Origin of the sequence: Azospirillum oleiclasticum, from assembly GCF_013423485.1 — a bacterium.
Lineage (GTDB): Bacteria > Pseudomonadota > Alphaproteobacteria > Azospirillales > Azospirillaceae > Azospirillum > Azospirillum oleiclasticum.
Map to the genome: position 1 here is coordinate 230,074 of NZ_JABFFR010000023.1, position 25,284 is coordinate 255,357.

A 25,284-nucleotide genomic window follows, 5' to 3' on the forward strand; every position below is an offset into this window, starting at 1 on the left:
CCGCGGATGAGCGGTCGTCCGGGCAAGGAAAAGGCGCCCGCGCCTCGGGGGTGCGGGCGCCTGTCTCGTCGCCGGATGACCGGGTCGGACGGGGATTACATCTTGGAGGCGGCGGCGCCTTCCTTCTCGAACGTCTCGATCAGGTCCTTGCCGACACGGCTGGCCATGTCCTCGCGCACCGGCGCCAGGGCCTTGATCCAGGCGGCACGCTCCTCGTTGGTCAGCGTGTGGAACTCGGTCTTGCCCGACTTCTTCATGGCGTCGAGCGAGGCGTCGTTCTCGGCCTGGGCGATGTCGTTGGCGTAGACGGTCGCGTCCTTCATGGCGCCTTCGAGCTGGGTGCGGATGTCGGCCGGCAGCCCGTCCCAGAAGCGCTTGTTGACGATGACCGCGTAGCCCAGATAGCCGTGGTTCGACAGCGTGGCGTGCTTCTGCACCTCATGCATCTTCTGGGTGTACATGTTCGACGGCGGGTTCTCGGTGCCGTCCACCACGCCGGTCTGCAGCGCCTGGTACACCTCGGAGAAGGCCATCACCTGCGGCAGGGCGCCCAGCGCGCGCATCTGCGCGTCCAGCACCTTGGACGACTGGATGCGCATCTTCAGGCCCTTGAAGTCGGCCGGGGTCTTGAGCGGCCGGTTGGCGCTCATGATCTTGAAGCCGTTGTCCCAATAGGCCAGCCCGGTGATGCCCTTGGAGCCCAGCTTGTCCAGCAGGCTCTTGCCGACCGGTCCCTCCGTGACCTTGCGCAGGGCTTCCTTGCTGGGGAGGATGAAGGGCAGATCGAAGACCTCGAACTCCTTCACGCCCAGCGGGCCGAACTTGGCGAGCGACGGGGCCAGCATCTGCACGGCGCCGAGCTGCAGGGCCTCCAGCTCCTCCTTGTCCTTGTAGAGCTGGCTGTTGGGGTAGACCTGGACCTGCACCTTGCCGCCGGTGCGCTGCTCGGCCAGTTCCTTGAACTTCTCGGCCCCTTTGCCCTTGGGAGTCTCGGGCGCCACCACGTGGCTGAACTTGATGACGATGGGGCTCTGGGCGAGCGCCGGGGCGCTGATCAGGCAGCCGAGGGCGACGGCGCCGAGGAGCGAGGCGAGCTTCATGGGTATCTTTCCTCCTGTGGGGTTCTTGGCCGGTAGGGCTGGGCGTATTGTTCATAAGTTGCGTCGGAATTGCTATTGTGGAAATCCGAAACCGTTGCCCGGCACCTGTTGCAACCGGAGCGTCCGACAATCGTGTCCAGCGTCACCCGTTCCGCCCGAGCCGCCCCGGCCCCGCACCGCCGGATGGACCATCGCGGCGCCGTCCAGGCGGCCCCCATCGTGGCCATGGTGCTGGTGGTGGTGCTGCTCGGGGTCTTCCTGTGGATGCTCCAGCACAACGAGCGGCAGGAGGAGGACAACGCCCTCATCAAGAACGTGCTGTGGGTGGAGCAGAACCTGCATTTCCAGCTCGCGTCGGACGAGGAGAAGCTGCGCTACATGGCGGAGGCGCTGGGCCGTCGCGAGCTGGCCCCGACGGAGGCGCTGCCGCAGTTCAGCCATTTCCTGCGCACCGATTCGGCCATCCAGCGGCTGCTGTGGTTCGACGCCGAACGCCGCCTGACGGCCGCGATGCCGCCGGCCGGGCCCGATGTGCCGCTGGACGACGCGCTGGGGCCGAGCCACCGCGGCGACGCTTTCCTGATCGCGCGGTCGGGCGGCCGGGCGGTCTACACCGCGGCCTACACGCTGCCCGACGGGGATGCCGGCTTCGACCTGCTGATCCCGGTCTTCGGGCCGCAGGGGTTCGACGGGGTGCTGGTGGCGGTCTTCTCCATCGGCGCCATCCTCACCCACCACGTGCCGTGGTGGTTCACCGAGCATTACCAGGTCCAGGTGATCGACGCGCGCGGCACCGTGCTCGGCGCCAAGTCGCACGTGCCGATGCCGGAGGAGGGGCGCACCCACACCATCCCCTTCGAGCCGCCGGGCCACGGGCTGGCGCTGGTGGTGGGCGTGCACCGGACGGAGAACAACGTCGCCCGCAATGTCCTGCTCGCCGCCATCTTCGCGCTGACCGCGTCGGCGCTGTGGAGCCTGTGGGCGGTGCGCCGACACATCCGGCGCCGTGTCCGGGCGGAGGAGGCGCTGCGCGCCGAGCACGCCTTCCGCAAGGCGATGGAGGACAGCCTGACCGTGGGCATGCGCGCCCGCGACCTGGAGGGGCGCGTCACCTACGTGAACCCGGCCTTCTGCCGCATGGTCGGCTGGCCGGCGGAGGAGCTGGTGGGCGCCGGCCCCGCCATGCCCTATTGGGTGCCGGAGGAGATGGAGAAGACGCGCGAGGCGTTCCACGCGGTGATGGCCGGGCGGGCGCCGCTCGACGGCTTCGAGCTGCGTTTCCGCCGGCGCAACGGGGAACGCTTCGACGCCCTGATCTACGAGGCGCCGCTGATCGACGCCGACGGGCGGCACACGGGCTGGATGGGCTCCATCGTCGACATCACCGAGCGCAAGCGCGCCGACGAGCTGGCCCGCCAGCAGCAGGAGCGTTTGCAGCAGACCGCGCGCCTGATCACCATGGGCGAGATGGCCTCCACCCTGGCGCACGAGCTGAACCAGCCGCTGTCGGCCATCGCCAGCTACGCCACCGGCTGCCTGAACCGGCTGAAGGGCGGGGACGGCAGCGCCGCCGAGCTGGTCCCGGCGCTGGAGAAGCTGGCGCGGCAGGCCATGCGGGCCGGCCAGATCATCCGCCGCGTGCATGATTTCGTGCGCAAGCGCGATCCCAACGTCAGCCCCGTCGCCCTGGACCAGGTGGTGGAGGATTGCGTCGCGCTGTTCGGCCCCGACGCCCGCAAGCACGGCGTGCGCATCGAGGTGGATGTGGAGACGGCGCTTCCCGAGGCGCTGGCCGACCGCATCCTGGTGCAGCAGGTGCTGCTCAACCTGATGCGCAACGCCTGCGAGGCGATGGCCGCCACCCCGCGGGAGGCGCGCAGCCTGGAGCTGACGGTGCGGCGGGAGGACGGCATGCTGCGCACCCGCATCGCCGACCATGGCTGCGGCATCGCGCCGGAGGTGCAGGAGCGTCTCTTCTCCCCCTTCTTCACCACCAAGACCGAGGGCATGGGCATGGGGCTGAACATCTGCCGGTCGATCATCGAGCACCATCGCGGCCGGCTGTGGTTCGAACCGGGACCCGAAGGCGGCGCCGCCTTCGTCTTCACGCTGCCGCTCGCCGGGGCGGAGGCCGCGGCGGCATGACCGGGCGCGTCCACATCATCGACGACGACGAGGCGATCCGCGACGCGCTGACCTGGCTGTTCCAGTCGCGCGACGTGCCCTGCGACTGCTGGGAGTCGGCGGAGAGCTTCCTGGCCGCCTACAGCCCGGCCATGACCGGCTGCCTGCTGCTCGACATCCGCATGGAGGCGATGAGCGGGCTGGAGCTGTTCGAGCGGCTGAGGGAGCTGGGCTGCCGCATGCCGGCCATCTTCCTGACCGGCCATGGCGACGTGCCCGTGGCGGTGACCGCGCTGAAGAAGGGTGCCCGCGATTTCGTGGAGAAGCCCTTCAACGACAACGAGCTGGTCGACCGGGTGATCGAGGCGCTGGCCGTCGATGCCGATCAGCGCGCGCGGGAGGCCGGGCAGGCCCACGTCGCCACCCGCCTCGCCACCCTGACCGCGCGCGAGCGGCAGGTGATGGAGCTCGTTGTCGCCGGCACCCTCAACAAGGTGATCGCCGACCAGCTCGGCGTCAGCATGCGCACGGTGGAGGTCCACCGCTCCCATGTCTTCGAGAAGATGGGCGTGAAGACCGCGGTGGAGCTGGCGCGGCTGCTGTCTGGGGCGGGGTAGGGCCCCGCCGTCACGCCGTCAGCCACCGCGCGATGTCGTCCGTCTTGGGCAGCCCGCCGGCGTGCACGACCGTGCCGTCGATGACGATGCCGGGGGTGGCGGCGATGCCATAGCCGGCGATGGCGGCGTAATCCGTCACCTTCTCCACATGGACCGGCACGCCCAGCCGCTCCGCTTCCGCCCGCAGCATCTCCGCGGTGGTCTGGCAGCGCTTGCAGCCGGGACCCAGTATCTTCACGTCCTTCATGGTCCTACTCCTTCTTTCAGACGAACAGCGCGTTGAACAGGAAGCCGACGGCGAGGATGCCCAGCCCGACGACGCCGACGAACACGGCGAGCAGGCGCACCGTCAGCACCTTGCGCAGGATGATCATCTCGGGCAGCGACAGGGCGGTGACGGCCATCATGAAGGCCAGCACCGTGCCCAGCGCGGCACCCTTGCCGATCAGCGCCTCGACCACGGGGATGATGCCCGCGGCGTTGGAATACATGGGGATTCCCAGCAGGACCGCGGCCGGCACCGACCACCACGCGTCCCGCCCCATGATGGCGGCCAGCAGCTCCGCCGGCACATAGCCATGGATGAAGGCCCCCGCCGCGATGCCGGCGATGATCCACGCCCACACCCGGCCGACGATGTCGCGCACGGCGTCGATCCCCGCCCGGACACGGTCGGCCGCGGTGACCTCCCCGACCGGCAGGACGGCGGTGCCGGCCCGCACGTCGCGCACCCACGCCTCCAGCCAGCCGTCCAGCTTCAGGCGGCCGATGATCCAGCCCGCGACCACGGCGACGGCGAGCCCGAAGGCGAGGTAGGTGAACGCCACCCGCCAGCCGACCAGCGCGAAGAGCAGCCCGAGCGCCACCTCGTTCACCATCGGGGCCGCGATGAGGAAGGAGAAGGTCACCCCCAGCGGCACCCCGGCGGACACGAAGCCCACGAACAGCGGCACGGCGGAGCAGGAGCAGAAGGGGGTGACGACACCGAGCCCGGCCGCCGCGGCGTTGCCCAGCCCCTCCCGCCGCCCGGCGAGCAGCGCGCGCGTTCGCTCGGGCGAGAAGAAACTCCGGACCACGCCCATGGCGAACACCACCAGCACCAGCAGCAGCAGCACCTTGGGCGTGTCGTAGACGAAGAAGCGGACGGCCTCCTCCAGCCGGCTGCCATGCTCCAGCGGCAGCAGCGCCACGACCGCGTTGGAGAACGGCACGAGCTGCCCGTAAAGCAGGAACCACAGGGCGACGGCCGCGGCCGTGCCGGCGATCCAGGGCCAGGATGCCGGCCGGTCCGGATCGGGTTGCGGGCCGGGGGCCGTGATGGGGGAGATGCCGGTGGTCATGCCGCATCCTTTCGTGTTTCCGCCATCGCGGCCATGACGGCATCGACGATGGCGGTCGTGGCGGCGCACAGCGCAGGGTTGCGGCGGTAGCGCACCCACTGGGCGTCACGCCGGTCGAGGACCAGGCCGATGCTCTTGAGGACGGCCATATGGCGCGACATCCGCGACTGGGATGCGCCCAGCCGCTCCATCATCTCGCACACGCAATGCTCCCGCCCGTCCCACAGAAGGCGCAGGGCGCCCAGGCGGGTGGGATCGGACAGTGCCGCCATCAGGGCGGTGACCGCGTCGGGAGGCAGGGGGCGGGATGTCATGCTTATTTCCGCTTATGCGTCTGTGCGCATTATTGGCCCGCAGGGCAACCCACGCAACGACCGTGGATCGGACAAAGCGTCGCGGGGCGTTGGCGCTCAGGCCGCCGCCCGCCGGGTCCGCCGTTCCACCTCCGCGATGCCATCCAGCAGCTCGTTCAGCGCGGCCATCGCCTGGTGGCGCATGGATGGCCAGGCGTCGCCGCTCGCCAGCCGGCAGTCCTCCAGCCGTGCCAAAGCCCGGTTGCGCAGGCCGCGCAGCCGGTCGAGCGTGCGTTCCAATTCGACGCGCCGTTCGGCCGGCTGGCGTTCGGCGTGCGAGCGCAGCGCCTCCAGCCGGCGGGTGGCGTCGAGCAGCCGCTCGTGGGAGCGGGCCGCGTGGCCGTCCCGTTCCGCAGGGGTGGTCATGGCGTTCCTCCCTCCATCCACAGGATAGACAGCCGCTGTGCCCGCAGATTTTTGTGCGTTGCACAATATGCTTCGGATTTTCGGAAAAAGAATGCGGCCGGGGGGCTTGCCCTTTCAGGCAAACGCCACCCGGAAACCGAAGTCGGATCGTTTCTGTTTGCGCTTCCTCCGCGGCCTCTTGTTTTCATTGGGCTCGCTTTTTCTTTGTTCTTCGTGCTTTTTTTTGAAGTTTTGCCCCAGCCGTTGACGACGGTCAACCGCTTTCCATACCTATGATTTGGACAAGTTGTCGCACAAGGTTGGTAACACCACACAAAACAGCAACTCAGGGGAGAAAGGCGCATGACCGTCTTTGGCAATGCTTCGTTCGACCACCATGAACAGGTTGTTTTCGCTGCGGATGCCGACAGCGGGCTGAAGGCGGTCATCGCCATCCACGACACGCGGCGCGGCCCGGCGCTTGGCGGTTGCCGGTACTGGAGCTATGCGGATGACGCGGCGGCGCTGACCGACGCGCTGCGCTTGTCGCGCGGCATGACCAGCAAGGCGGTCATGGCCGATCTGCCCTATGGCGGCGGCAAGTCCGTGGTGATCGCCGACGCCGCCCGGCCGAAATCGCCGGAGCTTCTGCGGGCGCTGGGCCGTGCGGTGGACCGGCTGGCCGGCCGCTACATCGTGGCGGAGGATGTCGGCACCAGCCCGGCCGACATGGACATCGTGCGCACCGTCACCCCCCACGTCGCCGGACTGGCGGAGGGCGGCGGCGACCCGTCGCCGGCCACCGCGCACGGCGTGTGGCGCGGCATCCACGCCGCCGTGACCCATGCGCTGCGGCGCAACAGCCTGGATGGTCTGACCGTGGCGGTGCAGGGGCTGGGCCATGTCGGCCTGCATCTGTGCCGGCTGCTGCACGGAGAGGGGGCGCGGCTGGTGGTCACCGACCTGCGCCCCGCCACCATGGAGCGCGCGGCCGACGAGTTCGGCGCCCTGCCGGTGGCGGCCGAGGCCATCTACGACACCGATGCCGAGGTCTTCGCGCCCTGCGCGCTGGGCGGTGTGATCAACGACGGGACGGTGGAGCGGCTGAAGGCGCGTATCGTCGCGGGGTCGGCCAACAACCAGCTTGCGGAGGACCGGCACGGCGCCCGGCTGGCGGAGCGCGGCATCCTCTACGCCCCCGACTACGTGATCAACGCCGGCGGCCTGATCAACATCCACCACGAGCGCGACCCGCGCGGTTACGACCGCGAGCGCGCCTTCGCGCATGTCGGGAGGATCGAGCAGACCCTGGCGGACCTCTTCGCCCGCGCCGCCGCCTCCGGCATCGCCACCCACACCGCCGCCGACCGCATGGCCGCGGGGTGAACGGAATGCGTGTCGTTCAGTCTGCGACCGATCACTCCGCCGCCATCGGCACGTAGCTGGGGGTGTCCTGGTTGGCGGCGACCGCGTGGTCGTCGGCGTTGGGGCAATGGGCGCAGTCGCCGACGCAGTGGTCGCGCACCATGTCGCGCACGGTGGGCACGCATTTGCCGCACTGGACGGAGGTGCCGATGTGGCGGAAGACGGAGGCCGTGGACCGCGCGCCCGCATCGAGGGCTTCTTTGACCTTCTTTTCGTTGAAGGCGGAGCAGATGCAGACGTACATGGGGCCTCGACCTTGCTGTGCGACGATCCAACGATTACCGATAATGAGAATGATTGTCAACGTGGCGGGAATGTCCCTTCGGGGGCTGTGCGCTTTCGTCACAGCCCCGGCGGGATTGACCGGAACGGCCGATGACCATCAGCGGAAGGGGCCTGTCGATGGAGCCATGGTGGCGTGGTGCCGTCCTCTACCAGATCTACCCGCGCAGCTTCCTCGACGCCGGCGGCGACGGGGTGGGCGATCTGCCGGGCGTCACCCGGCGGCTTGATCATGTGGCGGGGCTCGGGGTCGACGGCGTCTGGCTGTCGCCTTTCTTCACCTCGCCGATGAAGGATTTCGGCTACGACGTGGCCGATTACCGCGGCGTCGATCCTCTGTTCGGCACATTGGCCGACGTTGACGCGCTGCTGGAGCGGGCGCACGGGCTGGGGCTGAAGGTCATCATCGACATGGTGCTCAGCCACAGCTCCGACCGCCACCCCTGGTTCCGGGAGAGCCGGCGCAGCCGCCACGGCCCGCGCGCGGACTGGTACGTCTGGGCCGATCCGAAGCCCGACGGCACTCCGCCCAACAACTGGCTGTCCTGCTTCGGCGGTTCCGCCTGGGCGTGGGACGGCGGGCGGCGGCAGTATTACCTGCACAATTTCCTGGTCGAGCAGCCGGACCTGAACCTGCACAACCCCGCGGTGCAGGACGCGGTGCTGGCCGACTGCGCCTTCTGGCTCGACCGCGGGGTGGACGGCTTCCGGCTGGACGTCGCCAACTACTATCTGCACGACCCGTTGCTGCGCGACAATCCCGCCCGCCCGCCCGACGCGCGCTGGCCCGACGGCACGCCGCGCGGCAACCCCTACGGCATGCAGATCCACCGCTTCGACAAGTCGCAGCCGGAAAACCTCGCGGTGCTGCGCCGGCTGCGCGCGCTGCTCGACCGCTACCCCGACCGCATGGCGGTGGCGGAGGTGCACGACGACGACAGCGTCGCCCGCGCCGCGGAGTACGTCGCCGCCCCCGACCTTCTGCACACCGCCTACAACTTCGCCCTGCTGGGTGCGGACTTCGGGGCCGGCACCATCCGCCGGGCGGTAGAGGCGTTCGAGGCCCAGCCGGGTCCGGGCTGGCCGTCCTGGGCCTTCTCCAACCACGACGTGCCGCGCGTCGCCAGCCGCTGGGGCGGGGCGGAGGCACCGCCGGCCGCCGCCAAGCTGCTGATCGCGCTGCTGACCTCCCTGCGCGGCACCGCCTTCCTCTACCAGGGGGAGGAGCTGGGCCTGCCGCAGGCCGAGGTGCCGCTGGAGCGCATGCGGGACCCCTACGGCATCGCCATGTGGCCGGAGCCGGCGGGGCGCGACGGCTGCCGCACGCCCATGCCCTGGAGCGCCACCGACCCCAACGCCGGCTTCTCCAGCGCCGAGCCCTGGCTGCCCATCCCCGCGGAGCATATCGCCCGCGCCGTGGACGTGCAGGAGGCCGACCCGGCCAGCGTGCTGGCCTTCACCCGCGGCTTCCTGGCGTGGCGCCGGCTGCACCCGGCCCTGCGCGGCGGCTCCATCCGCTTCCGCGACGCGCCGGAGCCGCTGCTGCTGTTCGAGCGCCGGGCGGAGGGGCAGGCGATCCTCTGCGTCTTCAACCTCTCCCCCGATCCGCAGACGATTCCGTTCGACGGCACCCCGCTGGACGGCCACGGCCTGCCGGGCGCCGTGGCGGACGGCGCGCTGCGGCTGCCGGGATGGGGCGGGGCGTTTGCCGCGCTGCGGAATTGACGTGGCGATCCTGGCACGGTTGGCCGTAGGATGACGAACGGTCCGCATCCCGCGGCCCTTCCACGGGAGACTGTGCCATGCGGATCCGGCTGGGCTGCGAGCTGAGCTATGAGTTTCCTGCACCGACGCCGATGATCGTCATGCTCAACGTGCATTATTCGCGCGTGATGAGCCTCGAACATCCGGACCACCTCGTCACCACCCCGGCGGTGCCGATCCAGAGCTACCGCGACAGCTTCGGCAACTGGTGCTGCCGTCTGGTGGCCCCGGCCGGGCGTTTCACGCTCGGCACCGACAGCGTCATCCGGGACGAGGGTCGGAGCGACCCGGTGGCGATGGACGCCATCCAGCACGCCGTGCAGGACCTGCCGCCCGACACGCTGCTGTTCCTGCTCGGCAGCCGCTACTGCGAGACGGACCGACTGTCGGAAGAGGCGTGGCGGCTGTTCGGCAACACGCCGCTCGGCTGGCCGCGGGTCCAGGCCATCTGCGATTTCGTGCACCAGCACGTCAAATTCGGCTACCAGCACGCCCGTGCCACCCGCACGGCGGCGGAGACCTACGCCGAGCGGCTGGGGGTCTGCCGCGATTACGCCCACCTCGCCGTCACCTTCTGCCGCTGCATGAACATCCCGGCGCGCTACTGCACCGGCTACATCAGTGACATCGGCCTGCCGCCGCCTTACGACCCGATGGACTTCGCGGCCTGGATGGAGGTCTATCTGGGCGGCCGCTGGTGGGTCTTCGACCCGCGCAACAACGCGCCGCGCATCGGCCGCATCCTGATCGCCCAGGGCCGCGACGCCGCCGACGTGCCGCTGACCCACACCTTCGGTCCCAACAAGCTGGCGTCGTTCCGGGTGTGGACGGACCAGATCGCGGGCTGAAGGGTCGGGACGGAAGCGGGCGGCACTGGCCGTAAGCCGGTGCCGCCACTATGATCCCCCGCCTTGCCAGGGGGAATGTGCCGTGACCACCACCGAGCCGTTGGGACAGACCGTCTATCTCGCCGCCGAAGGGTTCGAGGCGGACCTGCTGGCCGAGCTGGGGCCGGACGCCACGGTGGACGGGCGGCTGGTCTTCACCCCCGGCCTGGCGCGGCCGGCGGCCTGGGCGCAGAATGTCTGGTTCGACCCGGTGCGCATCGAGTTCGCCTCGATCAAGGAGGCGGCGAAGGCTCTGCGCGCCATCCAGCGCAACTGGACGCTGTGGCCGCTGCGCCACCACCGCCGGGCGACGCTGATCCAGGAGAATCTGCCCCACGTCTCCGCCAAGCCACTGGTCTTCCCCGCCCCGCCGCCGACCGCCCCGCTGGGATCCTGGGCGCTGCTCGACGAGCGCACCCTCATCGCGGCCGGCCATTGCTCCAGCCCATTCCGCCATGGCGAGGCGGTGTTCGTGGAGGATCGCGCCAACCCGCCGAACCGCGCCTACCTGAAGCTGTGGGAGGCGCTGACCCTGTTCGGCGGCCCGCTGCCCGGCCCCGGCGACCGCTGCGTCGACCTCGGTTCCAGCCCCGGCGGCTGGACCTGGGTGCTGCACGGGCTGGGTGCCTCGGTGCTGAGCATCGACAAGGCCCCGCTCGACCCCTCCGTCGCAGCACTGCCGCGGGTGGAGCATCGTCAGGAAAGCGCCTTCGGCCTGCGCCCGCAGGACATCGGCCCGGTGGACTGGCTGACGTCGGACGTCATCTGCTACCCGGAGCGGCTGCTGCGGCTGGTGGAGGCGTGGCGCGGCAGCGGGCTGGCGAAGCGCATGATCTGCACCATCAAGTTCCAGGGCGAAACCGACCACACCGCCGCCGCGACACTCGCCGCCATCCCCGGCAGCCGCCTGATGCACCTGTTCCACAACAAGCACGAGCTGACCTGGATGTGGGCAATCGAACCGAAGCGCTGAACATTGTCGGCCATTCTGTGCCGGAATAAATGCTCTGCGTGAACTTTGTGGCGCTAAAGTATGAATGACTTCACCCGTAAATTGTAACTTCGCTCAAACTGTCACTGTCACTGTCACTGTCACTGTCACTGTCACTGTCACTGTCACTGTCACTGTCACTGTCACTGTCACTGTCACTGTCACTGTGAACAATGCCTGGGACATTCGCGTCACACGACAGCGTATCTTTCTTGCCGGAGACGGTTTCCACTTTCTCGCCAGCGCAGAAGCAATATAACCCCATTCACTGCCTTCAACAGTGGATCAAATCATGGCTGGCTCACTCTTTCGGAAGCTCTCTGCAGACCGCCCGAACTGGAAAACGGAGGAAGAGGTACGGAAGGGCTGGCTCAAGCACCTCGAAAATGAGCTGAATGTTACTTTTCACGCAGAGCGCGATCGCAACGATGCTTCATACAATCAGGTGGTCATCGAGTTTAAGGACAAGGGTCTATTCAAAGGAAGGACCGATAGTAGGGCATTCAAGGAAGCAATTTACGATCGACTTTCGAAGTATATCCCGCGACGGGCAAAAGAAGAGGGTCTTTCTGACGAGGATTATATCGGAATTGCCATTGATGGCGATCATGTCTGCTTCGGCTTTTATCGTGGAGGAAAAATTGTCCATCGTCACCTGTTGCCCTTCAATGAGGCATCTGTTGAACTTGTAGCTCAGGCGTGCCGTGACTCGAAACGTAGGGCCGTTACTTCTGAGAACCTAGAAGAGGATTTCGGACATGAATCCATAGTGGGTACGGCGATGATGGGTGGCCTAGCGTTGGAATTGGCCGCTCACTTGAAAGGGACGGAAAACAACAAAGTGCGCATGCTATTTGAAGAATAGCGTGCCCTTTTCGGCCAAGTAGCTGACCTTACGCGCGGCCAAGAAGCCGATGTCCGTCGCGGTATCCGTTTCAATGTTGAAGTCGACGATGAGGACACGGTAGCCGCACTGCTTTTTGTAATCCACACGTACAATGCGTTCGTTATGAAAATGCTGGCCGCTGAGATCGTGTCAGAACACGGCCTTACAGCCTATCCGGATTTTTGCGAGCACCTTCTTGGTCTCGATGATAATAGCCTTCTTAGCCATCTTGAAAGTGAGGTGGAGCGCAGCGCATTTTTCGAGGCTGCTCGGATCAAAGGCTTCGTCGAAGAAGCAATCTTCTCGTGGTACGCTGATGCTACGTTGTCAGCTAAAGGGCGGACGGTCATCGCCAATGCCATTCGTTCATTGGTAACCCAGCTATCGTTGTACCGCATGGATGATTTGGGGGCAGCTCGCTCCAGAGATGTTCTCAAATCATTTTACCAAGCCTTGGTGCCAGAACCGCTGCGGAAAGCGCTAGGTGAGTTCTACACGCCAGATTGGCTAGTTGAGATTGCTTGCGATAGAACTACCGTTACTGACTGGCTCAATACTCGAGTTCTCGACCCCACATGTGGATCAGGGTCTTTTCTGTTGGAAGTGGTTCGTCGCAAACGGCTGGAGGCGAAAGTCAAAAAGCTCGATGCAAAGGCGACCTTGGAACTCATTCTAGAATCGACCTGGGGCTTTGACCTCAATCCTCTGGCCGTACAATCTTCGCGCGTCAATTACCTCATTGCCGTGGCGGACCTTGTGGCAGAAGCGAAAGCCGAGGTGGAATTGCCGGTTCTGCTGGCCGATGCAGTCTACTCGCCAGCCCGCTCTCCTAAGAAGAACGAAGATGTTGTCGAATATCAGATCGGGAGCACACAGTCAGACTTGCGTGTGATGATCCCTGCGCCGTTGGCATTTGACCGAGAGCGCCTGGACCGGGTTTTCAGCGGAATGGCTGAATGTGTTGAGGTTGAACACAGCTACGATGAAGCAGAAAACTACCTAGTCAAACAACGGTGCATCACAAAAAATGAAGCCCAAATCTGGCGCTCCCCTCTTTCGGATACTTATAAGCAAGTCCTAGACCTACATAAGCGTGATTGGAATGGAATTTGGTTTCGAATTGTTCGAAACTTTTTCTGGTCTGCCGTTGCTGGAGAATTCGACCTTGTTGTAGGTAATCCGCCTTGGGTTCGCTGGTCCAGTCTGCCTGAGCATTATCGAAATCGCATCAAGCCGACATGCGCTCAGTACGCTATTTTCTCTGAAACGCCCTTCCATGGGGGAAATGAATTGGATATTTCAGGTATGATCACTTACACAGTTGGCGATAAATGGCTCAAAGTTGGCGGCATACTCGTCTTTGTCATTACACAGACTCACTTCCAAAGCCCCTCTTCACAGGGCTTCCGGAGCTTTAAGATCGATAAGAGCACAGGATTTCTACCAGTTGAAGTTGATGACCTGAAGAAACTCAAGCCGTTTCCTAAAGTTGCGAATAAGACCGCCATCATGCGATTGGAGAAGGCATCTCGTAAGAAGCCGAAGTATCCGGTGCCTTACAGAGTTTGGGAGAAGGCTGCCGGACACAGCGGCACTATACCCGAGCACGCCAGCAAGGCGAGCGTCCTGGCCCGAGTCTCGATCAATGAATGGGAAGCAACACCTGTGGCAGGGGGCAACTCCCCTTGGGCCATTCTCCCGAAAGGGCGTTTCAAGGATATGGCCGCAATCCAGGGCGAGAGCGATTGGATCGCTGGCCGAAAGGGGGTGACGTGCGACCTAAATGGTGTCCTGCTGGTACGCATAGTTGATGTTAATGAACCCGAAGGACTTGTGAAGATTCAGACGCGCCCCGAAGCGGGACGCACCGACATCGGACCGGCAAGAATGTTCTGGGTTGAGCCTGACTTGTTGTTTCCGCTTCTCAAGGGAGCAGCCGACTTCTCTGCCTGTCACGTTCACATCGAGGAGGAACTGTACGTCTTTATTCCCAACCGAGGCATCAATCGGCAAGACTACGCAGATGCGGAGACGGTTGTTTCAGGGTTGAAGAGAACTAAAAGCTACTTCAAAGCGTACAAACATCTCTTGAGACAACGTTCAACTTATAAGCTGAGGCAGAGTGGGGCACCTGAGTATGTAATCTACAATGTTGGGGCGTATACATTTTCTGCATACAAGGTGGTTTGGGCTGAGCTTTCATCAGTCTTTGAAGCGGCTGTTGTCACTCAAGGTGCGGTGCCGGTGATTGGGGATCGCGTCTATGTGCCCGACCACAAGGTATACTTCGCAGATTTCACTTCAGAGAATCAGGCGCATTACGTATGTGCACTTCTAAACTCAACCCTCGTGCGAGAGTATGTTCAGAGCCACACTATTCAGATACAGGTATCGAACATCTTCAAGCACCTGAAGCTTCCCACGTTCGACGCGAAAAACACAGACCATAAGAAGCTGGCTACGTTGAGTCAGAGCGCTCATGGTGCTACTTCGGAGCCGAAGCGTTCAGCCGTCCTAGCCCAGATGGATCAGCTCGCCGAGCGGCTGTTGATGGCCTTTGGATCTGGAAGAACCGGAGCAAGCGTTTAGAGAAGGCAATTGCGCGGTGCCCGGTGGCCACCAGCCCCAGTGAACCCTCGCCAGCCCTTCCAGGCACCCTCCCCATGGCGGGGCGAGGGTTCAGCCATCACCGGAACGGCTCCAGCGGCACATCCTGCCGTCCCCGTACCACACGGGGCCGGCGTCCCCTCCAGCGGTGCAGCTGGCGGCGTCATGGCGGTCTGTTCCCCGGTCGAGGCCGCTATCCCAACAGCGCGGTGCCGCAGGCCGGCACGGAAAGCTCCGTCGGCTGTTGGCCCATGGTTGGCAACCCTGTCCCCGAAGAGGCCGACCGACGTGATGCCCACCGCCGCCCGCTCCATCGATCCACCGGACGGTCGGGATGGTCCCGACGCGTCCATCCCCCGCCGCTATCCGGTCGGTGCCGAGGTCCGGCCAGCCGGGGCGGCGCATGTCCGCGTCTGGGCGCCCAAGTGCGGCCGGGTGGATCTGCTCATCGGCGCGGACGGTGCCCGTGCCGTTCCGCTGGAGCGGGAGGCGGACGGCCATTTCTCCGCCCTGGTGCCGGACATGCCGGCGGGCGCGCTCTACCGGTTGCGCCTGGAAGGGGAGGGGACACCGCTGCCCGACCCCGCCTCCCGCTTCCAGCCGGAGGGGCCGCATGGTCCGTCCCGGCTGGTCGACCCCGCCGCCTTCGCCTGGACCGACACCGGCTGGCGCGGCCGGACGTTGACGGAGGCGGTGATCTACGAGATGCATGTCGGCACCTTCACGCCCGAGGGCAGCTGGGATGCGGCGCTGCGCGAGCTGCCGGCGCTCGCCGACCTCGGTGTCACCGTGCTGGAGGTGATGCCGGTGGCGGAGTTCGCCGGCCGCTTCGGCTGGGGCTACGACGGGGTGGGGTTGTTCGCGCCGACCCGGCTGTATGGGGAGCCGGACGCGTTCCGCCGCTTCGTCGACCGCGCCCACGCGCTGGGACTGGCCGTGATCCTGGACGTGGTCTACAACCATTTCGGCCCGGACGGGAACCACGCCGCCTGCTTCTCCGACACGTGGTTCTCCGACACGTACGAGAACGAGTGGGGCGAACCCATCAATTTCGACGGCCCCGGCAGCCGCCCGGTGCGCGACTTCTTCGCCGCCAACGCCGCATATTGGATCGACGAGTACCACCTGGACGGGCTGCGGCTCGACGCCACCCAGCAGATCTTCGACGCCTCCCCCACCCACATCCTGGCCGAGGTCGCCGCCGCCGTGCGCCGCGCCGGGGCCGGGCGTGCCACGCTGCTGGTGGGCGAAAACGAGTCGCAGGACATGGTCCTGCTGGCCCCGCCCGAGCGCGGCGGCTGCGGGCTGGACGCGCTGTGGAACGACGATTTCCACCACAGCGCCATGGTGGCGCTGACCGGCCGCAACGAGGCCTATTACAGCGACCACACCGGCCGCGTGCAGGAGTTCGTGTCGGCAGCCAAGCGCGGCTTCCTGTTCCAGGGGCAGCGTTACGCGTGGCAGGGCAAGCGCCGCGGCACCCCCACGGCGGGGGCGCCGGGGGCGGCCTTCGTCACCTTCCTGCAGAACCACGACCAGATCGCCAATTCCGGCCACGCCCAGCGCATCCACGCCCTGACCTCGCCCGGACGCTTGCGGGCGATGACGGCGCTGCTTCTTCTGGGGCCGGGCACGCCGATGCTGTTCCAGGGGCAGGAATTCGCCGCTTCCACCCCCTTCTTCTACTTCGCCGACCACAAGCCGGAACTGGCGGTGGCGGTTGCCGAGGGGCGGGCGGAGTTCCTGGGCCAGTTCCCGACGCTCGCCACCCCGGCGATGCGCCGCCGGCTGACCCCGCCGCAGGCGGAGGAGACCTTCCGCCGCTCCGTCCTTGACCATGGGGAGCGGGCGCGCAACATCACGGTGTGGATCATGCACCGCGACCTGCTGGCGCTGCGCCGCGACGATCGCGTCTTCCGTCCGGCGGCCGGAACCATCGACGGCGCGGTGTTGGGGGAGGAGGCGTTCGCGCTGCGCTGGTTCGGGACGGACGGGGACGACCGGCTGCTGCTCGTCAACCTCGGCCGCGGCCTGAACCGCCCCTCGATCGCCGAGCCGTTGCTGGCCCCGCCGGCCGGCCGGGGCTGGTCGCTGCTGTGGTCCAGCGAGGACCCGGCCTATGGGGGCGGCGGCACCGCGGCGGTCGATGCGCCCGATGGATGGCACGTTCCGGGGCATGCGGCTGTTGTCCTGTCATCCGCCACCGCACCCGACCCCGACGCGTCGGATCCGAAACAGTCTGACAGGGACCCATGACCGACATTGTCCGCACACTGGGACCCGACACGCTCGACGCCTCACCCGCCGCCGCTGTGACCCGCGAATGGCTGGTGACCAACGGCCTGGGCGGCTACGCCTCGGCCACCGTGTCCGGCGGGCTCACCCGCCGCTACCATGGCCTGCTGGTGGCGGCGCTGCCGGCCCCCCTCGGCCGCGTGGTGATGCTGAGCCAACTCGTCGACCATCTCGTCCTGCCGGACGGCACCGATTGCTCGCTGTGCGGCGACGAGGAGGAGGGCAGCGTCCAGGGCCTCGCCGAGTTCCGCATGGAGATGGGCATGCCCGTCTGGCGGTTCGAGGTGAGTGGTGTGGTGATCGAGCGCACCGTGGTGATGCCCAACCGCCAGAACATCGTCCATGTCACCTACCGCGTGCGCCGGGCGCCCGGCCCGGTGCGGCTGACGCTGCGTCCGGTGCTGGCCTTCCGGCTGCTCGAAGCGGCGGTGGCCGCACCGCTCGCCCGCGACTACCGTCTGACCGCCTTCGGCGCCCGCTACGAGGTGTCCGCCGGGCGCGATCTGCCGGTGCTGCGGATGATGATCGACGGGGCGGACATGCCGCTGACGCTCGATGGCGGCAGCGGGCGGGAGATCGTCTACGGCGTTGAGGCGGAGCGCGGCTACGAATCGCGCGGCCATCTGTGGAGCCCCGGCTATTTCAGCGGCACGCTGACCGAAGGCAGCCAGGTCACCTTCGTCGCCGCGGCGGAGCCGTGGCAGCGTATGGAGGCGCTGCCCCCCGCCGACGTGCTGGCCTTCGAGCGCGAGCGGCGGCGGCGCATCGCCCGTCTGGCCCACCCGTCGCTGCGCGACGGGGCGATGGCGGAGCTGGTGCTGGCCGCCGACGGTTTTCTGTTCCTTCCGGTCAGCCGCGTTGCCGACATGATGCGCGCGCGCGCCGAGGGCGACGAGGTGCGCACGGTGATCGCCGGCTACCACTGGTTCACCGACTGGGGCCGCGACACCATGATCAGCCTGGAGGGGCTGACCTTGGTCACCGGCCGCCATGTGGAGGCGGGCTGGATCCTGCGCACCTTCGCCCACTACATCCGTGACGGGCTGCTGCCCAACATGTTCCCCGACGGGAAGGTGGAGGGGCTCTACCACACCGCCGACGCCACGCTGTGGTTTTTCCACGCCGTCGGTCGCTACGTCGCAGCCACCGGCGACCGCCACACGCTGCGCATCCTGCTGCCCAAGCTTCTGGAGATCGTCAACCGCCACCGCCACGGCACGCGGTTCGGCATCGGCGTCGATCCGCAGGACGGGTTGCTGAGGCAGGGGGCGCCCGGCTACCAGCTCACCTGGATGGACGCCAAGGTGGACGACTGGGTCGTCACCCCGCGGCGCGGCAAGGCGGTGGAGATCAACGCCCTCTGGTACAACGCCCTGATGCTGCTGTCCGGCTGGCTGGCGGAGGAGGAGGGCGCCGCCGCCGCCCGGCCGGTGGAGGAGATGGCGGCGTGGGCCTACGAATCCTTCAACCGCCGCTTCTGGTGCGAGTCGGCCGGCCATCTGTTCGACGTGGTGGACGGGGAGCGCGGCGACGATGGCGCCTGCCGCCCGAACCAGCTCCTCGCGGTTTCACTCGACCACCCGGTGCTGGAGCGCCGGCGCTGGGAGGCGGTGGTGGACACGGTGCGCCGCCGGCTGCTGACGCCGGTGGGCCTGCGCTCCCTGGCGCCGGGGCATCCCGACTACAAGACCAAATACTTCGGCGACCTGCGCGCGCGCGACGCCGCCTACCACCAGGGCACGGTGTGGGGCTGGCTGATCGGGCCGATGGTGGACGCCTGGCTGAAGGTCCACCCGAACGACAAGGCCGGCGCCCGCCGCCTGCTCGACGGTTTCCTGCCGCACCTGTCGGAGGCGGGGATCGGCACCATCAGCGAGATCTTCGACGCCGAACCGCCCTTCACACCACGTGGTTGCATCGCGCAGGCCTGGAGCGTGGCGGAGGTGCTGCGCGCCTGGGTGCGGACGGACGACGGCGCCGGGTCGGATTCGCAATAGGGACGCGCGGCCCGGACGGAGGTGGGCCGCGCGTCTGAATGGCCTGGACTATGGGTCGCGACCAATGGGCGTCACGAAGTATTGGTGCCGCGAAATATGAGCGGACCGTACCAGAGGTTGCGGGGGGCGTGGTGGGACAAGGTGACGGCGGACACCCGATGTCACCACCGCCGTGGCCCGGCGACAGGCGGTGCGGGAACCATGACGCGCGGCGGCGCGTTATCGATGTCTGCGGCGCTCCGCCGCTGGCTGCCGTGCGGTGACGACGGCCCGCTAACCGTGGACGGTGCGGTTGTCAACAGCGCGGATCTGCGCGCGAAACCGTGCCGCACGGGCGGGACCGGGCAGGGAAATGCCGGGTGCCGTCGCGGCACGGGTCGGTGTGTTTCCCGAAATTCCAAGCGGAATCAGGGTGTTGGGATCGCTCGGCCGGCATTTCGCGGCACCGCTGCGTGGCCCGGTTCCGCGCGTCGATACAGAACCTGTCCCTGGATTCTCCACGGACTTATCCACAGGGTCTGCCCGGCACTGCGCGCTTTGGGTGTATCCCCCCGGCCATGGTGCCTACCCGGTCGAGCGGGGGCTCGGCGAAGGCAATACCCTGACTTGCCGGGAAGCCGCCGCCCGGAATCCCCTGTATGATCACGCGGTGGCCGGATGTTCCGGCGCACGGTGTTGCGATCGCCTGCAACGAAGGGATGCGATCATGCCCGCAGTCCTGCCGCTTTCCGGCATGCCGCCATGTCCCCGCACGGGCCGGCGGACGCTTTCCAATCCACGCTGCGCTCTGCCGGTTGTCGGCATTCTTCTGGTGGCGGCGTTTGCGGTGCGGCTTCTTGCCGATCTGCTCGGCCGCGCCGCCGTGGCCGATCCGGTGGGGTTGCTCTCCATCGGCATCGGGGTGCTGGCCGTCGCGGTGGTGCTGGCCCCCGTTGCGGTGTTGTCGGTGGCGCGCACCCGCGCCGCCTGGGCCAGGGCGCCGGAGTGATTTGATTGCGGCACCCCGTTCGAGGCGGTTATCCTCCCCAAAGCGCCGGTCGTGCACCATTGGGGCGGCACCGGCCGCGCACAGGGGGTTTGCGCCGTGGGCATGTTCGATTTCCTCAAGATCATCGTGTCGGATCGCAAGAAGCCGGCGGTCCGCAAGCCCCGCAAGCTGAAGACCCCCAACAACCTCGTGTCCTTCGACGGCAAGTCCTTCCCGATCCTGTCGGTCACATCGAAAGGCTTCATGGCCGGCAACTTCGACGGCTCGCTGATCAAGGGGCAGGCGGCGCGCATCACGGTGAAGCTCGACGACAGCTTCGCCAAGCTCGATTTCCAATGCAGCATCAATGTGGTGGAGGCGCAGACCGGCGGCCGGCTGGTCGGCGAGTGGAACCTGATCACGCCGGAGCTGGAGAACACCCTGCGCAAATACGCGCAGCTGAAGAAAGCGTCGAAGTGATCTGACGGCGCCCGCCGTCAGTTCGAGGCCTGCTGCCGGGTGTCGGACGCGTTGACCAGCATCGGCTCGGCCATCTGGTGCATCCGCTTGATCCACTCGCTGAGCGTCACGAACTCGCAGCCCTTGCTGCGCATGTCGGCAATCACCCGCGGCAGCGCGTTGGCGGTGGACGGGTAGGTGGAGTGCAGCAGCAGCACGCTGCCGGTGCCGGCGGCGGTCTTCACATGCTGCACGATCTTGTCGGGATCGCGCACCTTCCAGTCGCGGGTGTCGACGTTCCACAGGACGGTGTTCATCTTCTCCGCCCGCGCCTCGGCCATCAGGCTGTCGTTGTAGCGGCCGTAGGGCGGGCGGAACAGCACGGGGGTGGCGCCCATCTCGCGCAGGATGCGGTTGGCCTCGGCGATCTCGTGGCGCTGGCCGGCCGGGGCCATGGCGCGCAGATCGGAATGGGTCAGGCTGTGGTTGCCGATCTCGTGCCCGGCGGCGACGAAATCGCGGATGATCTGCGAATGCTGCAGCGCCACCTTGGCGACCGGGAAGTAGGTCGCCCGGATCTTCTCCGTCTGGAGGATCTCCAGGATGCGCGGCGTGACCGTCCGGTGCGGCCCGTCGTCGAAGGTGAGCGCGCAGAGGTTCCAGCCCTGACGGGTCAGCAGGGCCGGCGTCAGGTCGAATTTGGTGTCGGGCAGAACGGCGCCCAGCCGGCCCTGGCGGCGGTTGCGCCGCTCGATGCCGGCCATCACCTTCGCGTCCTCCTCGCTGTAGGTGATCAGCCCGTCCTGCGCTCCGGGCAGGGCCGGGGTGGGAACGGCGGCGGAGGGCGGGGGAGCCGGCGTCGGCCTGGGTGGCACCACCGCCACGGCCAGCGATGCGGTCACGCTGATGGAGGCGGCGGGGACCGGCACGGTCGCGGCGGCGACGGTGATCGCTGCAGCGGCGGGCACAGCCTCGCTCAGGATCGGCGGGGCGACACGGGGCGGCGGCTCGGGCTTGACCTCCGGGAGCGGTGCGAAGGGTTGGGCCGGCGCGGGCGGCGCCGCGGCCGTCTCGGTCCGCGACCCGGAATCGATCACCAGACATCCGTAACCGGCGCCCAGCAGGCGCCGGCACAGCGAGATGGGGTCGGCACCCGAGGGGACGGTGGCGCGCAGCGTCACCCCGCCGGCCGGCCGGTCCGCGTTGAAGGCGGACACCATCGGCTCCAGCCCGGCGGCGAGGTCCGGTGCCTTGCGCGTCAGCGACTGCCACGCCCACCACGCCTCACCCTCACGTTGGAACAGGCCGAGCTGCACGACCGCCGGTCCGGCGGCCAGGGCGGCCGGTGCCTGGACGAGCAGCGCACCGACCAGCGCTATTCGCGCCAACGGTCGCAGCCAAGTCGTCGAGCGGGCGGGATGAGCGGTCGGAAGGGCTGGTGCGGACAATGCGATCGGTCCCGTCGGTCGGCGCGTCCGTTGCGCCGGCGCGTCCGACCGCAGGATTAGCATCGCAAAGGAGTTAACTCAAAGGACAACGATCGGTATTCTTTTGGTGGGCCTTCTATTCCGCCGGTGTGTGTTCGGTGGGGCACGCGGCCAGGAAGGGCGCGTAACGGAGGTCGGCCTTCATGATGTGGTCCCGCAACCAATGGCTGAGAAATTCCATCACGTGGTCGCCCAGGCCCCGGTCCGGCTCGGTCATCAGGCGGCGGCGGATGGTCATCACCTGCTCGGTCAGCAACCGGTGCATCAGCCGGTGCGCCTCGCCGTCAGGGAAGCCGGCCGCCTCCATCAGCGCCTCCTCCCGCTCGAAATGGAAGACGGTGTAGTCCACCAGCTCGTCCAGCACGGATTCCAAGCCGATGCGGTCGTGGCGGCGGTCGGCACCCGCCAGCTGGTTGATCAGCTCGATCAGCGTGCGGTGGTCGTTGTCCAGCTCCTCCACCCCCACGCTCATGCCGTCGTGCCAGGTGATGAGGGTGAAGGCGGCGCGCAGCCGCATCGCCTCCAGGAAGGCGTCCACGATCGCGGGGTCGAAATCGCTGCCGCGCCGGTCGGCGAGGTAGGCCAGCGCCTCCTCGACCGGCCAAGCCTCCTTGTACACCCGGCGGTGGGTCAGGGCGTCGAACACGTCGGCCACCGACACGATGCGCGCGGCCAGCGGGATGTCGTCGCCCCGGGTGCCGCGGGGATAGCCGGTGCCGTCGTACTTCTCGTGGTGGGACCCGGCAATCGCCGCCGCCAGGGGCAGGTGTCCGCCGGAGCCGGTCAGCCGGCTCGCCCGCTCCAGCACACTGCGCCCGTGGTCGCAATGGCGCTGCATCACGGCCCGTTCCTCCGGGGTCAGGCGGCCCGGCTTGTTCAGGATGCCGTCGGGGACCGCGACCTTGCCGACATCGTGCAGCATGCTGGCGACGCGCAGATCCTCGCGGAAGCGGTCGGTCACCAGATGCCGGTAGGGACCGGACTGCTGGAGCACGCGGGCGATGTCGTCGGCCAGCCGCGCGACGCGCAGGATGTGCTGCGAGGCATAGGGGTCCTTGTGCTCGGCCAGCATGGCGAGCGCCACGATGGAGGCCTTGTGCACGCGGCGGAAGCGCAGCTCATGGCGCGCCCTGGTCGCACCGGTGCGAAAGCGGGGGCGGGCCGTGCGTCGACCCGTGCCGATGTCCGTAGAATCCGCCATGGTCGCTTCCTCGGCACATCGTTGCATCCAGTCCTTGTCTCGGACCGTTCGTCAACATCATGGTGCAGCGGGCGATGCGTAGGCAAGCGGAAAGCGAGTTCCTGGATAGTTATTAGCCTATACCGTCCCGCGGCCTGTCACAGCCGGCGGAACATGGCGGGATCGCCCAGCGCCGCCAGGGCGATGGTGATCCGCTCGCACGGGTCCTCCTCGAGCTGAAGACGCGCGTGCGGCGGCAGACCGGCCCGGCTGTCGAGCTGGACCACCACGAACACCCGCGACACCTGCCCGGTGCGGCAGAAGCGATCGCCGATCGCCACGGGTCTGTGCCGCCATCCCATGCGCTTGCCCCCGTTCGCTTCCTCCGATCCAGGCTATGTGGCGAAGGCCGCGGGCCGCGGCAAGCCACTCCGGCGGTGGCCCACCACGGGAACCAAGCCGGACGCGTCCGGGTTACGTCTTGGCGTGCCGGGGCGCGCGTGGTTTTTGATGGAGGATGCGATCAGCATGGCTGACGACCTTGAGCGGCGCGTCGCCGAACGGGCCTACCGGATCTGGGAGCGCGAGGGACGACCGGACGGCCGCTCCGCCGAGCACTGGGAGATGGCCCGCGAGGAGGTCGCGATCGAAGACAACCAGCGCGACACGCTGCGACCGAACCCCTCGCACGGGCCGGACGACACCGCGGAGCGCACCGAGCCGGTGGAGCCGGCTCTCAGCGTCGATAGCCTGGGCGACATGCCGGGGCTGACCGATCAGGGCGAGGACATGCACACCCCAAGCCGCAACGGCCCGCCACCCCTGCCGGAGCCGCATCCGGCCGATGGTGCCGCGGTCGGGGCGCCGGTCGCCGAGAAGCCGGCCCGTCGCCCCCGGCGGCGCAGCGCCGGCTGAACCCCTCCCGGCCGCGTGGCCGGAACGGACGCCAGAACGGAAAAGGGCTCATGGACACCAATCTCGAAATCGCCTTCCACAACATGGACCCGCAGCCCGAGCTCGACGCCTACATCCGCGAGCGGGCCGAGAAGCTGGAGAAGCTGTTCGACCGCATGGTCGGCATGCGGGTTGCGGTGGAGAACCAGCACCGTCAGCACCGCACGGGAAACGTCTATGACGTGCACATCGAGCTGATGGTGCCCGGCAACGACATCGTCGTCAGCCGCCAGCCGAAGAAGGCGAAGGAGCGCTACGCCAACCCCGACGCCCGCACCTCGATCCGCGACGCGTTCGAGGCGGCGGAGCGCCAGCTCAAGGATTACAAGCAGAAGCTCCGCACCGACGTGAAGGTCCAGGACGCGGAGCAGCCGGGCCGTGTCGCCCAGCTCAACCCGGCCGAGGATCACGGCTTCATCATGACCGGCGCCGGCACGCAGCTCTATTTCCACCGCAACAGCTGCGTCAACGTGTCGTTCGACGAGCTGGTGACCGGCGATCCGGTGAAATACATCGAGACCAGCGGCGACACCGGCCCCACCGCCTCCAAGGTCTGGCGCGCTGCCGGGGCCGACAACGAACTGAGCCGGGCGAACTGAGCCGGGCGGGGTGAGTCCGACCGAGCGGGTCGGCATGGAAAAGCCCCCGTCGCCGGGGGCTTTTTCCGTTACGCCCGCGACGAGTCGCCGGGCGGCAGGGCGGAGGAGGGAGGAGCCTCCTCCACGCGGTCGTACACGTCGGGGTGCAGGCGGATGGTGCCCGATCCGTCGATGGTCGCCATCCAGTAGGTGAAGCGGACCGGCAGCGCCTTCTCCAGCTTCACCCATTGCGGCTCGCCGCGGGCCAGCATCCGTTCGATCCGGTCGGGGGTGACGCCCTGCGGGGCCAGCAGCGTTTCCGCCATCAGCCGCGCGTCCTGCAGCCGCACGCAGCCGGAGCTGATGGTGCGCAGCTCGCGGTCGAACAGCCTCGGCTCGTTGGTGCCGTGCAGATAGATGTTCTCGGGGTTGGTGAGGTTGAAGCGGAAGCGGCCGAGCGCGTTGTGGTCGCCCGGCTGCTGCACGATGCGCACGCGGCCCGGCGTCACCACGCTCCAGTCGATGATCTCCGGCGCCACCACCTCGCCGTCCAGATAGACCACGGCGTTGGAGATGCCGGGCGTGCCGCGGGACCGCAGCATCGGCAGCTTGTCCTCCTTCAGGACGGTCGGCGGCACGGTCCAGG

General features: G+C 67.4%; 24 protein-coding genes. 14 read left to right on the top strand and 10 right to left on the bottom strand.

Annotation, left to right across the window (positions count from 1 at the left end; translation table 11 throughout):
• Positions 1 to 95: 95 nt before the first annotated feature.
• The gene (locus tag HL658_RS22705; RefSeq protein ID WP_180282994.1) at positions 96 to 1,100 is read right to left on the bottom strand and encodes a TRAP transporter substrate-binding protein; all 1,005 of its coding nucleotides are present in this window, start codon (positions 1,098 to 1,100) and stop codon (positions 96 to 98) included.
• A gap of 132 nt (positions 1,101 to 1,232) precedes the next feature.
• On the opposite strand from HL658_RS22705, the gene HL658_RS22710 reads away from it, so the two are divergent.
• Both HL658_RS22710 and HL658_RS22715 read left to right on the top strand, forming a co-directional pair.
• Positions 1,233 to 3,245, top strand: coding sequence for a sensor histidine kinase (locus tag HL658_RS22710; protein WP_343055286.1), 2,013 nt, complete (start codon positions 1,233 to 1,235; stop codon positions 3,243 to 3,245).
• Positions 3,242 to 3,841: a response regulator transcription factor gene (locus HL658_RS22715; RefSeq protein ID WP_180282993.1), complete on the top strand. Its 600-nt coding sequence runs from the start codon at positions 3,242 to 3,244 to the stop codon at positions 3,839 to 3,841. Before HL658_RS22710 ends, HL658_RS22715 begins: the two co-directional genes overlap by 4 nt.
• A 10-nt stretch (positions 3,842 to 3,851) precedes the next feature.
• Here HL658_RS22715 and HL658_RS22720 read toward each other — a convergent pair whose 3' ends face one another.
• From HL658_RS22720 to HL658_RS22735, 4 genes are all read right to left on the bottom strand, one after another.
• The gene (locus HL658_RS22720) at positions 3,852 to 4,088 is read right to left on the bottom strand and encodes a thioredoxin family protein (protein WP_180282992.1); all 237 of its coding nucleotides are present in this window, start codon (positions 4,086 to 4,088) and stop codon (positions 3,852 to 3,854) included.
• A gap of 16 nt (positions 4,089 to 4,104) precedes the next feature.
• Positions 4,105 to 5,181, bottom strand: a complete 1,077-nt coding sequence (locus tag HL658_RS22725) for a permease (RefSeq protein WP_180282991.1) — start codon at positions 5,179 to 5,181, stop codon at positions 4,105 to 4,107.
• Complete coding sequence (locus HL658_RS22730) at positions 5,178 to 5,495, bottom strand: ArsR/SmtB family transcription factor (protein ID WP_180282990.1); 318 nt, start codon at positions 5,493 to 5,495, stop codon at positions 5,178 to 5,180. The genes HL658_RS22725 and HL658_RS22730 overlap by 4 nt, the downstream gene beginning before the upstream one ends.
• 96 nt (positions 5,496 to 5,591) lie before the next feature.
• Positions 5,592 to 5,900, bottom strand: coding sequence for a sll1863 family stress response protein (locus HL658_RS22735; protein WP_180282989.1), 309 nt, complete (start codon positions 5,898 to 5,900; stop codon positions 5,592 to 5,594).
• A 342-nt stretch (positions 5,901 to 6,242) separates the two neighbouring features.
• On the opposite strand from HL658_RS22735, the gene HL658_RS22740 reads away from it, so the two are divergent.
• A complete protein-coding gene (locus tag HL658_RS22740; protein ID WP_180282988.1) occupies positions 6,243 to 7,265 on the top strand; it encodes a Leu/Phe/Val dehydrogenase in 1,023 nt (340 codons plus the stop codon).
• 31 nt (positions 7,266 to 7,296) lie between these two features.
• Here HL658_RS22740 and HL658_RS22745 read toward each other — a convergent pair whose 3' ends face one another.
• Positions 7,297 to 7,548, bottom strand: a complete 252-nt coding sequence (locus HL658_RS22745) for a (2Fe-2S)-binding protein (protein WP_180282987.1) — start codon at positions 7,546 to 7,548, stop codon at positions 7,297 to 7,299.
• A 131-nt stretch (positions 7,549 to 7,679) separates the two neighbouring features.
• Here HL658_RS22745 and HL658_RS22750 point away from each other — a divergent pair, with 131 nt between their 5' ends.
• The 9 genes from HL658_RS22750 to HL658_RS22790 all read left to right on the top strand — a co-directional run bounded on the left by HL658_RS22750 (position 7,680) and on the right by HL658_RS22790 (position 20,460).
• Positions 7,680 to 9,311, top strand: a complete 1,632-nt coding sequence (locus HL658_RS22750; protein WP_246337786.1) for an alpha-glucosidase — start codon at positions 7,680 to 7,682, stop codon at positions 9,309 to 9,311.
• A 77-nt stretch (positions 9,312 to 9,388) separates the two neighbouring features.
• Positions 9,389 to 10,198, top strand: a complete 810-nt coding sequence (locus tag HL658_RS22755) for a transglutaminase-like domain-containing protein (RefSeq protein ID WP_180282986.1) — start codon at positions 9,389 to 9,391, stop codon at positions 10,196 to 10,198.
• An 82-nt stretch (positions 10,199 to 10,280) separates the two neighbouring features.
• Positions 10,281 to 11,210, top strand: coding sequence for an SAM-dependent methyltransferase (locus tag HL658_RS22760; RefSeq protein ID WP_180282985.1), 930 nt, complete (start codon positions 10,281 to 10,283; stop codon positions 11,208 to 11,210).
• A 310-nt stretch (positions 11,211 to 11,520) separates the two neighbouring features.
• Positions 11,521 to 12,093: a hypothetical protein gene (locus tag HL658_RS22765; protein ID WP_180282984.1), complete on the top strand. Its 573-nt coding sequence runs from the start codon at positions 11,521 to 11,523 to the stop codon at positions 12,091 to 12,093.
• Between the two features lie 144 nt (positions 12,094 to 12,237).
• Positions 12,238 to 14,703 carry an Eco57I restriction-modification methylase domain-containing protein gene (locus HL658_RS22770; RefSeq protein WP_180282983.1) on the top strand — a complete coding sequence of 822 codons (2,466 nt, stop codon included), beginning with the start codon at positions 12,238 to 12,240 and terminating at the stop codon, positions 14,701 to 14,703.
• A 309-nt stretch (positions 14,704 to 15,012) separates the two neighbouring features.
• A complete protein-coding gene (gene treZ / locus HL658_RS22775; RefSeq protein ID WP_180283230.1) occupies positions 15,013 to 16,977 on the top strand; it encodes a malto-oligosyltrehalose trehalohydrolase in 1,965 nt (654 codons plus the stop codon).
• Complete coding sequence (locus tag HL658_RS22780) at positions 16,974 to 19,013, top strand: amylo-alpha-1,6-glucosidase (RefSeq protein ID WP_180282982.1); 2,040 nt, start codon at positions 16,974 to 16,976, stop codon at positions 19,011 to 19,013. Before treZ ends, HL658_RS22780 begins: the two co-directional genes overlap by 4 nt.
• Before the next feature lie 706 nt (positions 19,014 to 19,719).
• Entirely contained in the window at positions 19,720 to 20,001 is a 282-nt protein-coding gene (locus tag HL658_RS22785) for a hypothetical protein (RefSeq protein WP_180282981.1), read from the top strand.
• A gap of 96 nt (positions 20,002 to 20,097) precedes the next feature.
• Positions 20,098 to 20,460 (top strand): hypothetical protein, encoded by a 363-nt coding sequence (locus HL658_RS22790; RefSeq protein ID WP_180282980.1) that lies wholly within the window; start codon positions 20,098 to 20,100, stop codon positions 20,458 to 20,460.
• Positions 20,461 to 20,477: 17 nt separating this feature from the next.
• Here the strand turns inward: HL658_RS22790 and HL658_RS22795 are convergent, their stop codons facing one another.
• From HL658_RS22795 to HL658_RS22805, 3 genes are all read right to left on the bottom strand, one after another.
• Positions 20,478 to 21,827 carry a polysaccharide deacetylase family protein gene (locus HL658_RS22795; RefSeq protein ID WP_180282979.1) on the bottom strand — a complete coding sequence of 450 codons (1,350 nt, stop codon included), beginning with the start codon at positions 21,825 to 21,827 and terminating at the stop codon, positions 20,478 to 20,480.
• Positions 21,828 to 22,002: 175 nt separating this feature from the next.
• Positions 22,003 to 23,127 (bottom strand): bacteriohemerythrin, encoded by a 1,125-nt coding sequence (locus HL658_RS22800; protein WP_180282978.1) that lies wholly within the window; start codon positions 23,125 to 23,127, stop codon positions 22,003 to 22,005.
• 137 nt (positions 23,128 to 23,264) lie between these two features.
• Positions 23,265 to 23,447, bottom strand: coding sequence for a hypothetical protein (locus tag HL658_RS22805; protein WP_180282977.1), 183 nt, complete (start codon positions 23,445 to 23,447; stop codon positions 23,265 to 23,267).
• A gap of 187 nt (positions 23,448 to 23,634) precedes the next feature.
• Here HL658_RS22805 and HL658_RS22810 point away from each other — a divergent pair, with 187 nt between their 5' ends.
• Positions 23,635 to 24,021: a DUF2934 domain-containing protein gene (locus HL658_RS22810; RefSeq protein ID WP_180287664.1), complete on the top strand. Its 387-nt coding sequence runs from the start codon at positions 23,635 to 23,637 to the stop codon at positions 24,019 to 24,021.
• A 50-nt stretch (positions 24,022 to 24,071) separates the two neighbouring features.
• Positions 24,072 to 24,659 (top strand): HPF/RaiA family ribosome-associated protein, encoded by a 588-nt coding sequence (locus tag HL658_RS22815; RefSeq protein ID WP_180282976.1) that lies wholly within the window; start codon positions 24,072 to 24,074, stop codon positions 24,657 to 24,659.
• Positions 24,660 to 24,727: 68 nt separating this feature from the next.
• Here HL658_RS22815 and HL658_RS22820 read toward each other — a convergent pair.
• Positions 24,728 to 25,284 (bottom strand): L,D-transpeptidase family protein (locus HL658_RS22820; protein ID WP_180287665.1); only part of this gene is annotated, 557 nt, incomplete at its 5' end.

Excerpts from the sequence above, each read along its gene's own strand:
- HL658_RS22705 (WP_180282994.1), bottom strand. The coding sequence starts at position 1,100 with ATGAAGCTCGCCTCGCTCCTCGGCGCCGTCGCCCTCGGCTGCCTGATC.
- HL658_RS22715 (WP_180282993.1), top strand. The coding sequence starts at position 3,242 with ATGACCGGGCGCGTCCACATCATCGACGACGACGAGGCGATCCGCGAC.
- HL658_RS22720 (WP_180282992.1), bottom strand. The coding sequence starts at position 4,088 with ATGAAGGACGTGAAGATACTGGGTCCCGGCTGCAAGCGCTGCCAGACC.
- HL658_RS22725 (WP_180282991.1), bottom strand. The coding sequence starts at position 5,181 with ATGACCACCGGCATCTCCCCCATCACGGCCCCCGGCCCGCAACCCGAT.
- HL658_RS22730 (WP_180282990.1), bottom strand. The coding sequence starts at position 5,495 with ATGACATCCCGCCCCCTGCCTCCCGACGCGGTCACCGCCCTGATGGCG.
- HL658_RS22735 (WP_180282989.1), bottom strand. The coding sequence starts at position 5,900 with ATGACCACCCCTGCGGAACGGGACGGCCACGCGGCCCGCTCCCACGAG.
- HL658_RS22740 (WP_180282988.1), top strand. The coding sequence starts at position 6,243 with ATGACCGTCTTTGGCAATGCTTCGTTCGACCACCATGAACAGGTTGTT.
- HL658_RS22745 (WP_180282987.1), bottom strand. The coding sequence starts at position 7,548 with ATGTACGTCTGCATCTGCTCCGCCTTCAACGAAAAGAAGGTCAAAGAA.
- HL658_RS22750 (WP_246337786.1), top strand. The coding sequence starts at position 7,680 with ATGACCATCAGCGGAAGGGGCCTGTCGATGGAGCCATGGTGGCGTGGT.
- HL658_RS22755 (WP_180282986.1), top strand. The coding sequence starts at position 9,389 with ATGCGGATCCGGCTGGGCTGCGAGCTGAGCTATGAGTTTCCTGCACCG.
- HL658_RS22765 (WP_180282984.1), top strand. The coding sequence starts at position 11,521 with ATGGCTGGCTCACTCTTTCGGAAGCTCTCTGCAGACCGCCCGAACTGG.
- HL658_RS22770 (WP_180282983.1), top strand. The coding sequence starts at position 12,238 with ATGAAAATGCTGGCCGCTGAGATCGTGTCAGAACACGGCCTTACAGCC.
- treZ (WP_180283230.1), top strand. The coding sequence starts at position 15,013 with ATGCCCACCGCCGCCCGCTCCATCGATCCACCGGACGGTCGGGATGGT.
- HL658_RS22780 (WP_180282982.1), top strand. The coding sequence starts at position 16,974 with ATGACCGACATTGTCCGCACACTGGGACCCGACACGCTCGACGCCTCA.
- HL658_RS22785 (WP_180282981.1), top strand. The coding sequence starts at position 19,720 with ATGCCCGCAGTCCTGCCGCTTTCCGGCATGCCGCCATGTCCCCGCACG.
- HL658_RS22800 (WP_180282978.1), bottom strand. The coding sequence starts at position 23,127 with ATGGCGGATTCTACGGACATCGGCACGGGTCGACGCACGGCCCGCCCC.
- HL658_RS22810 (WP_180287664.1), top strand. The coding sequence starts at position 23,635 with ATGGCTGACGACCTTGAGCGGCGCGTCGCCGAACGGGCCTACCGGATC.
- HL658_RS22815 (WP_180282976.1), top strand. The coding sequence starts at position 24,072 with ATGGACACCAATCTCGAAATCGCCTTCCACAACATGGACCCGCAGCCC.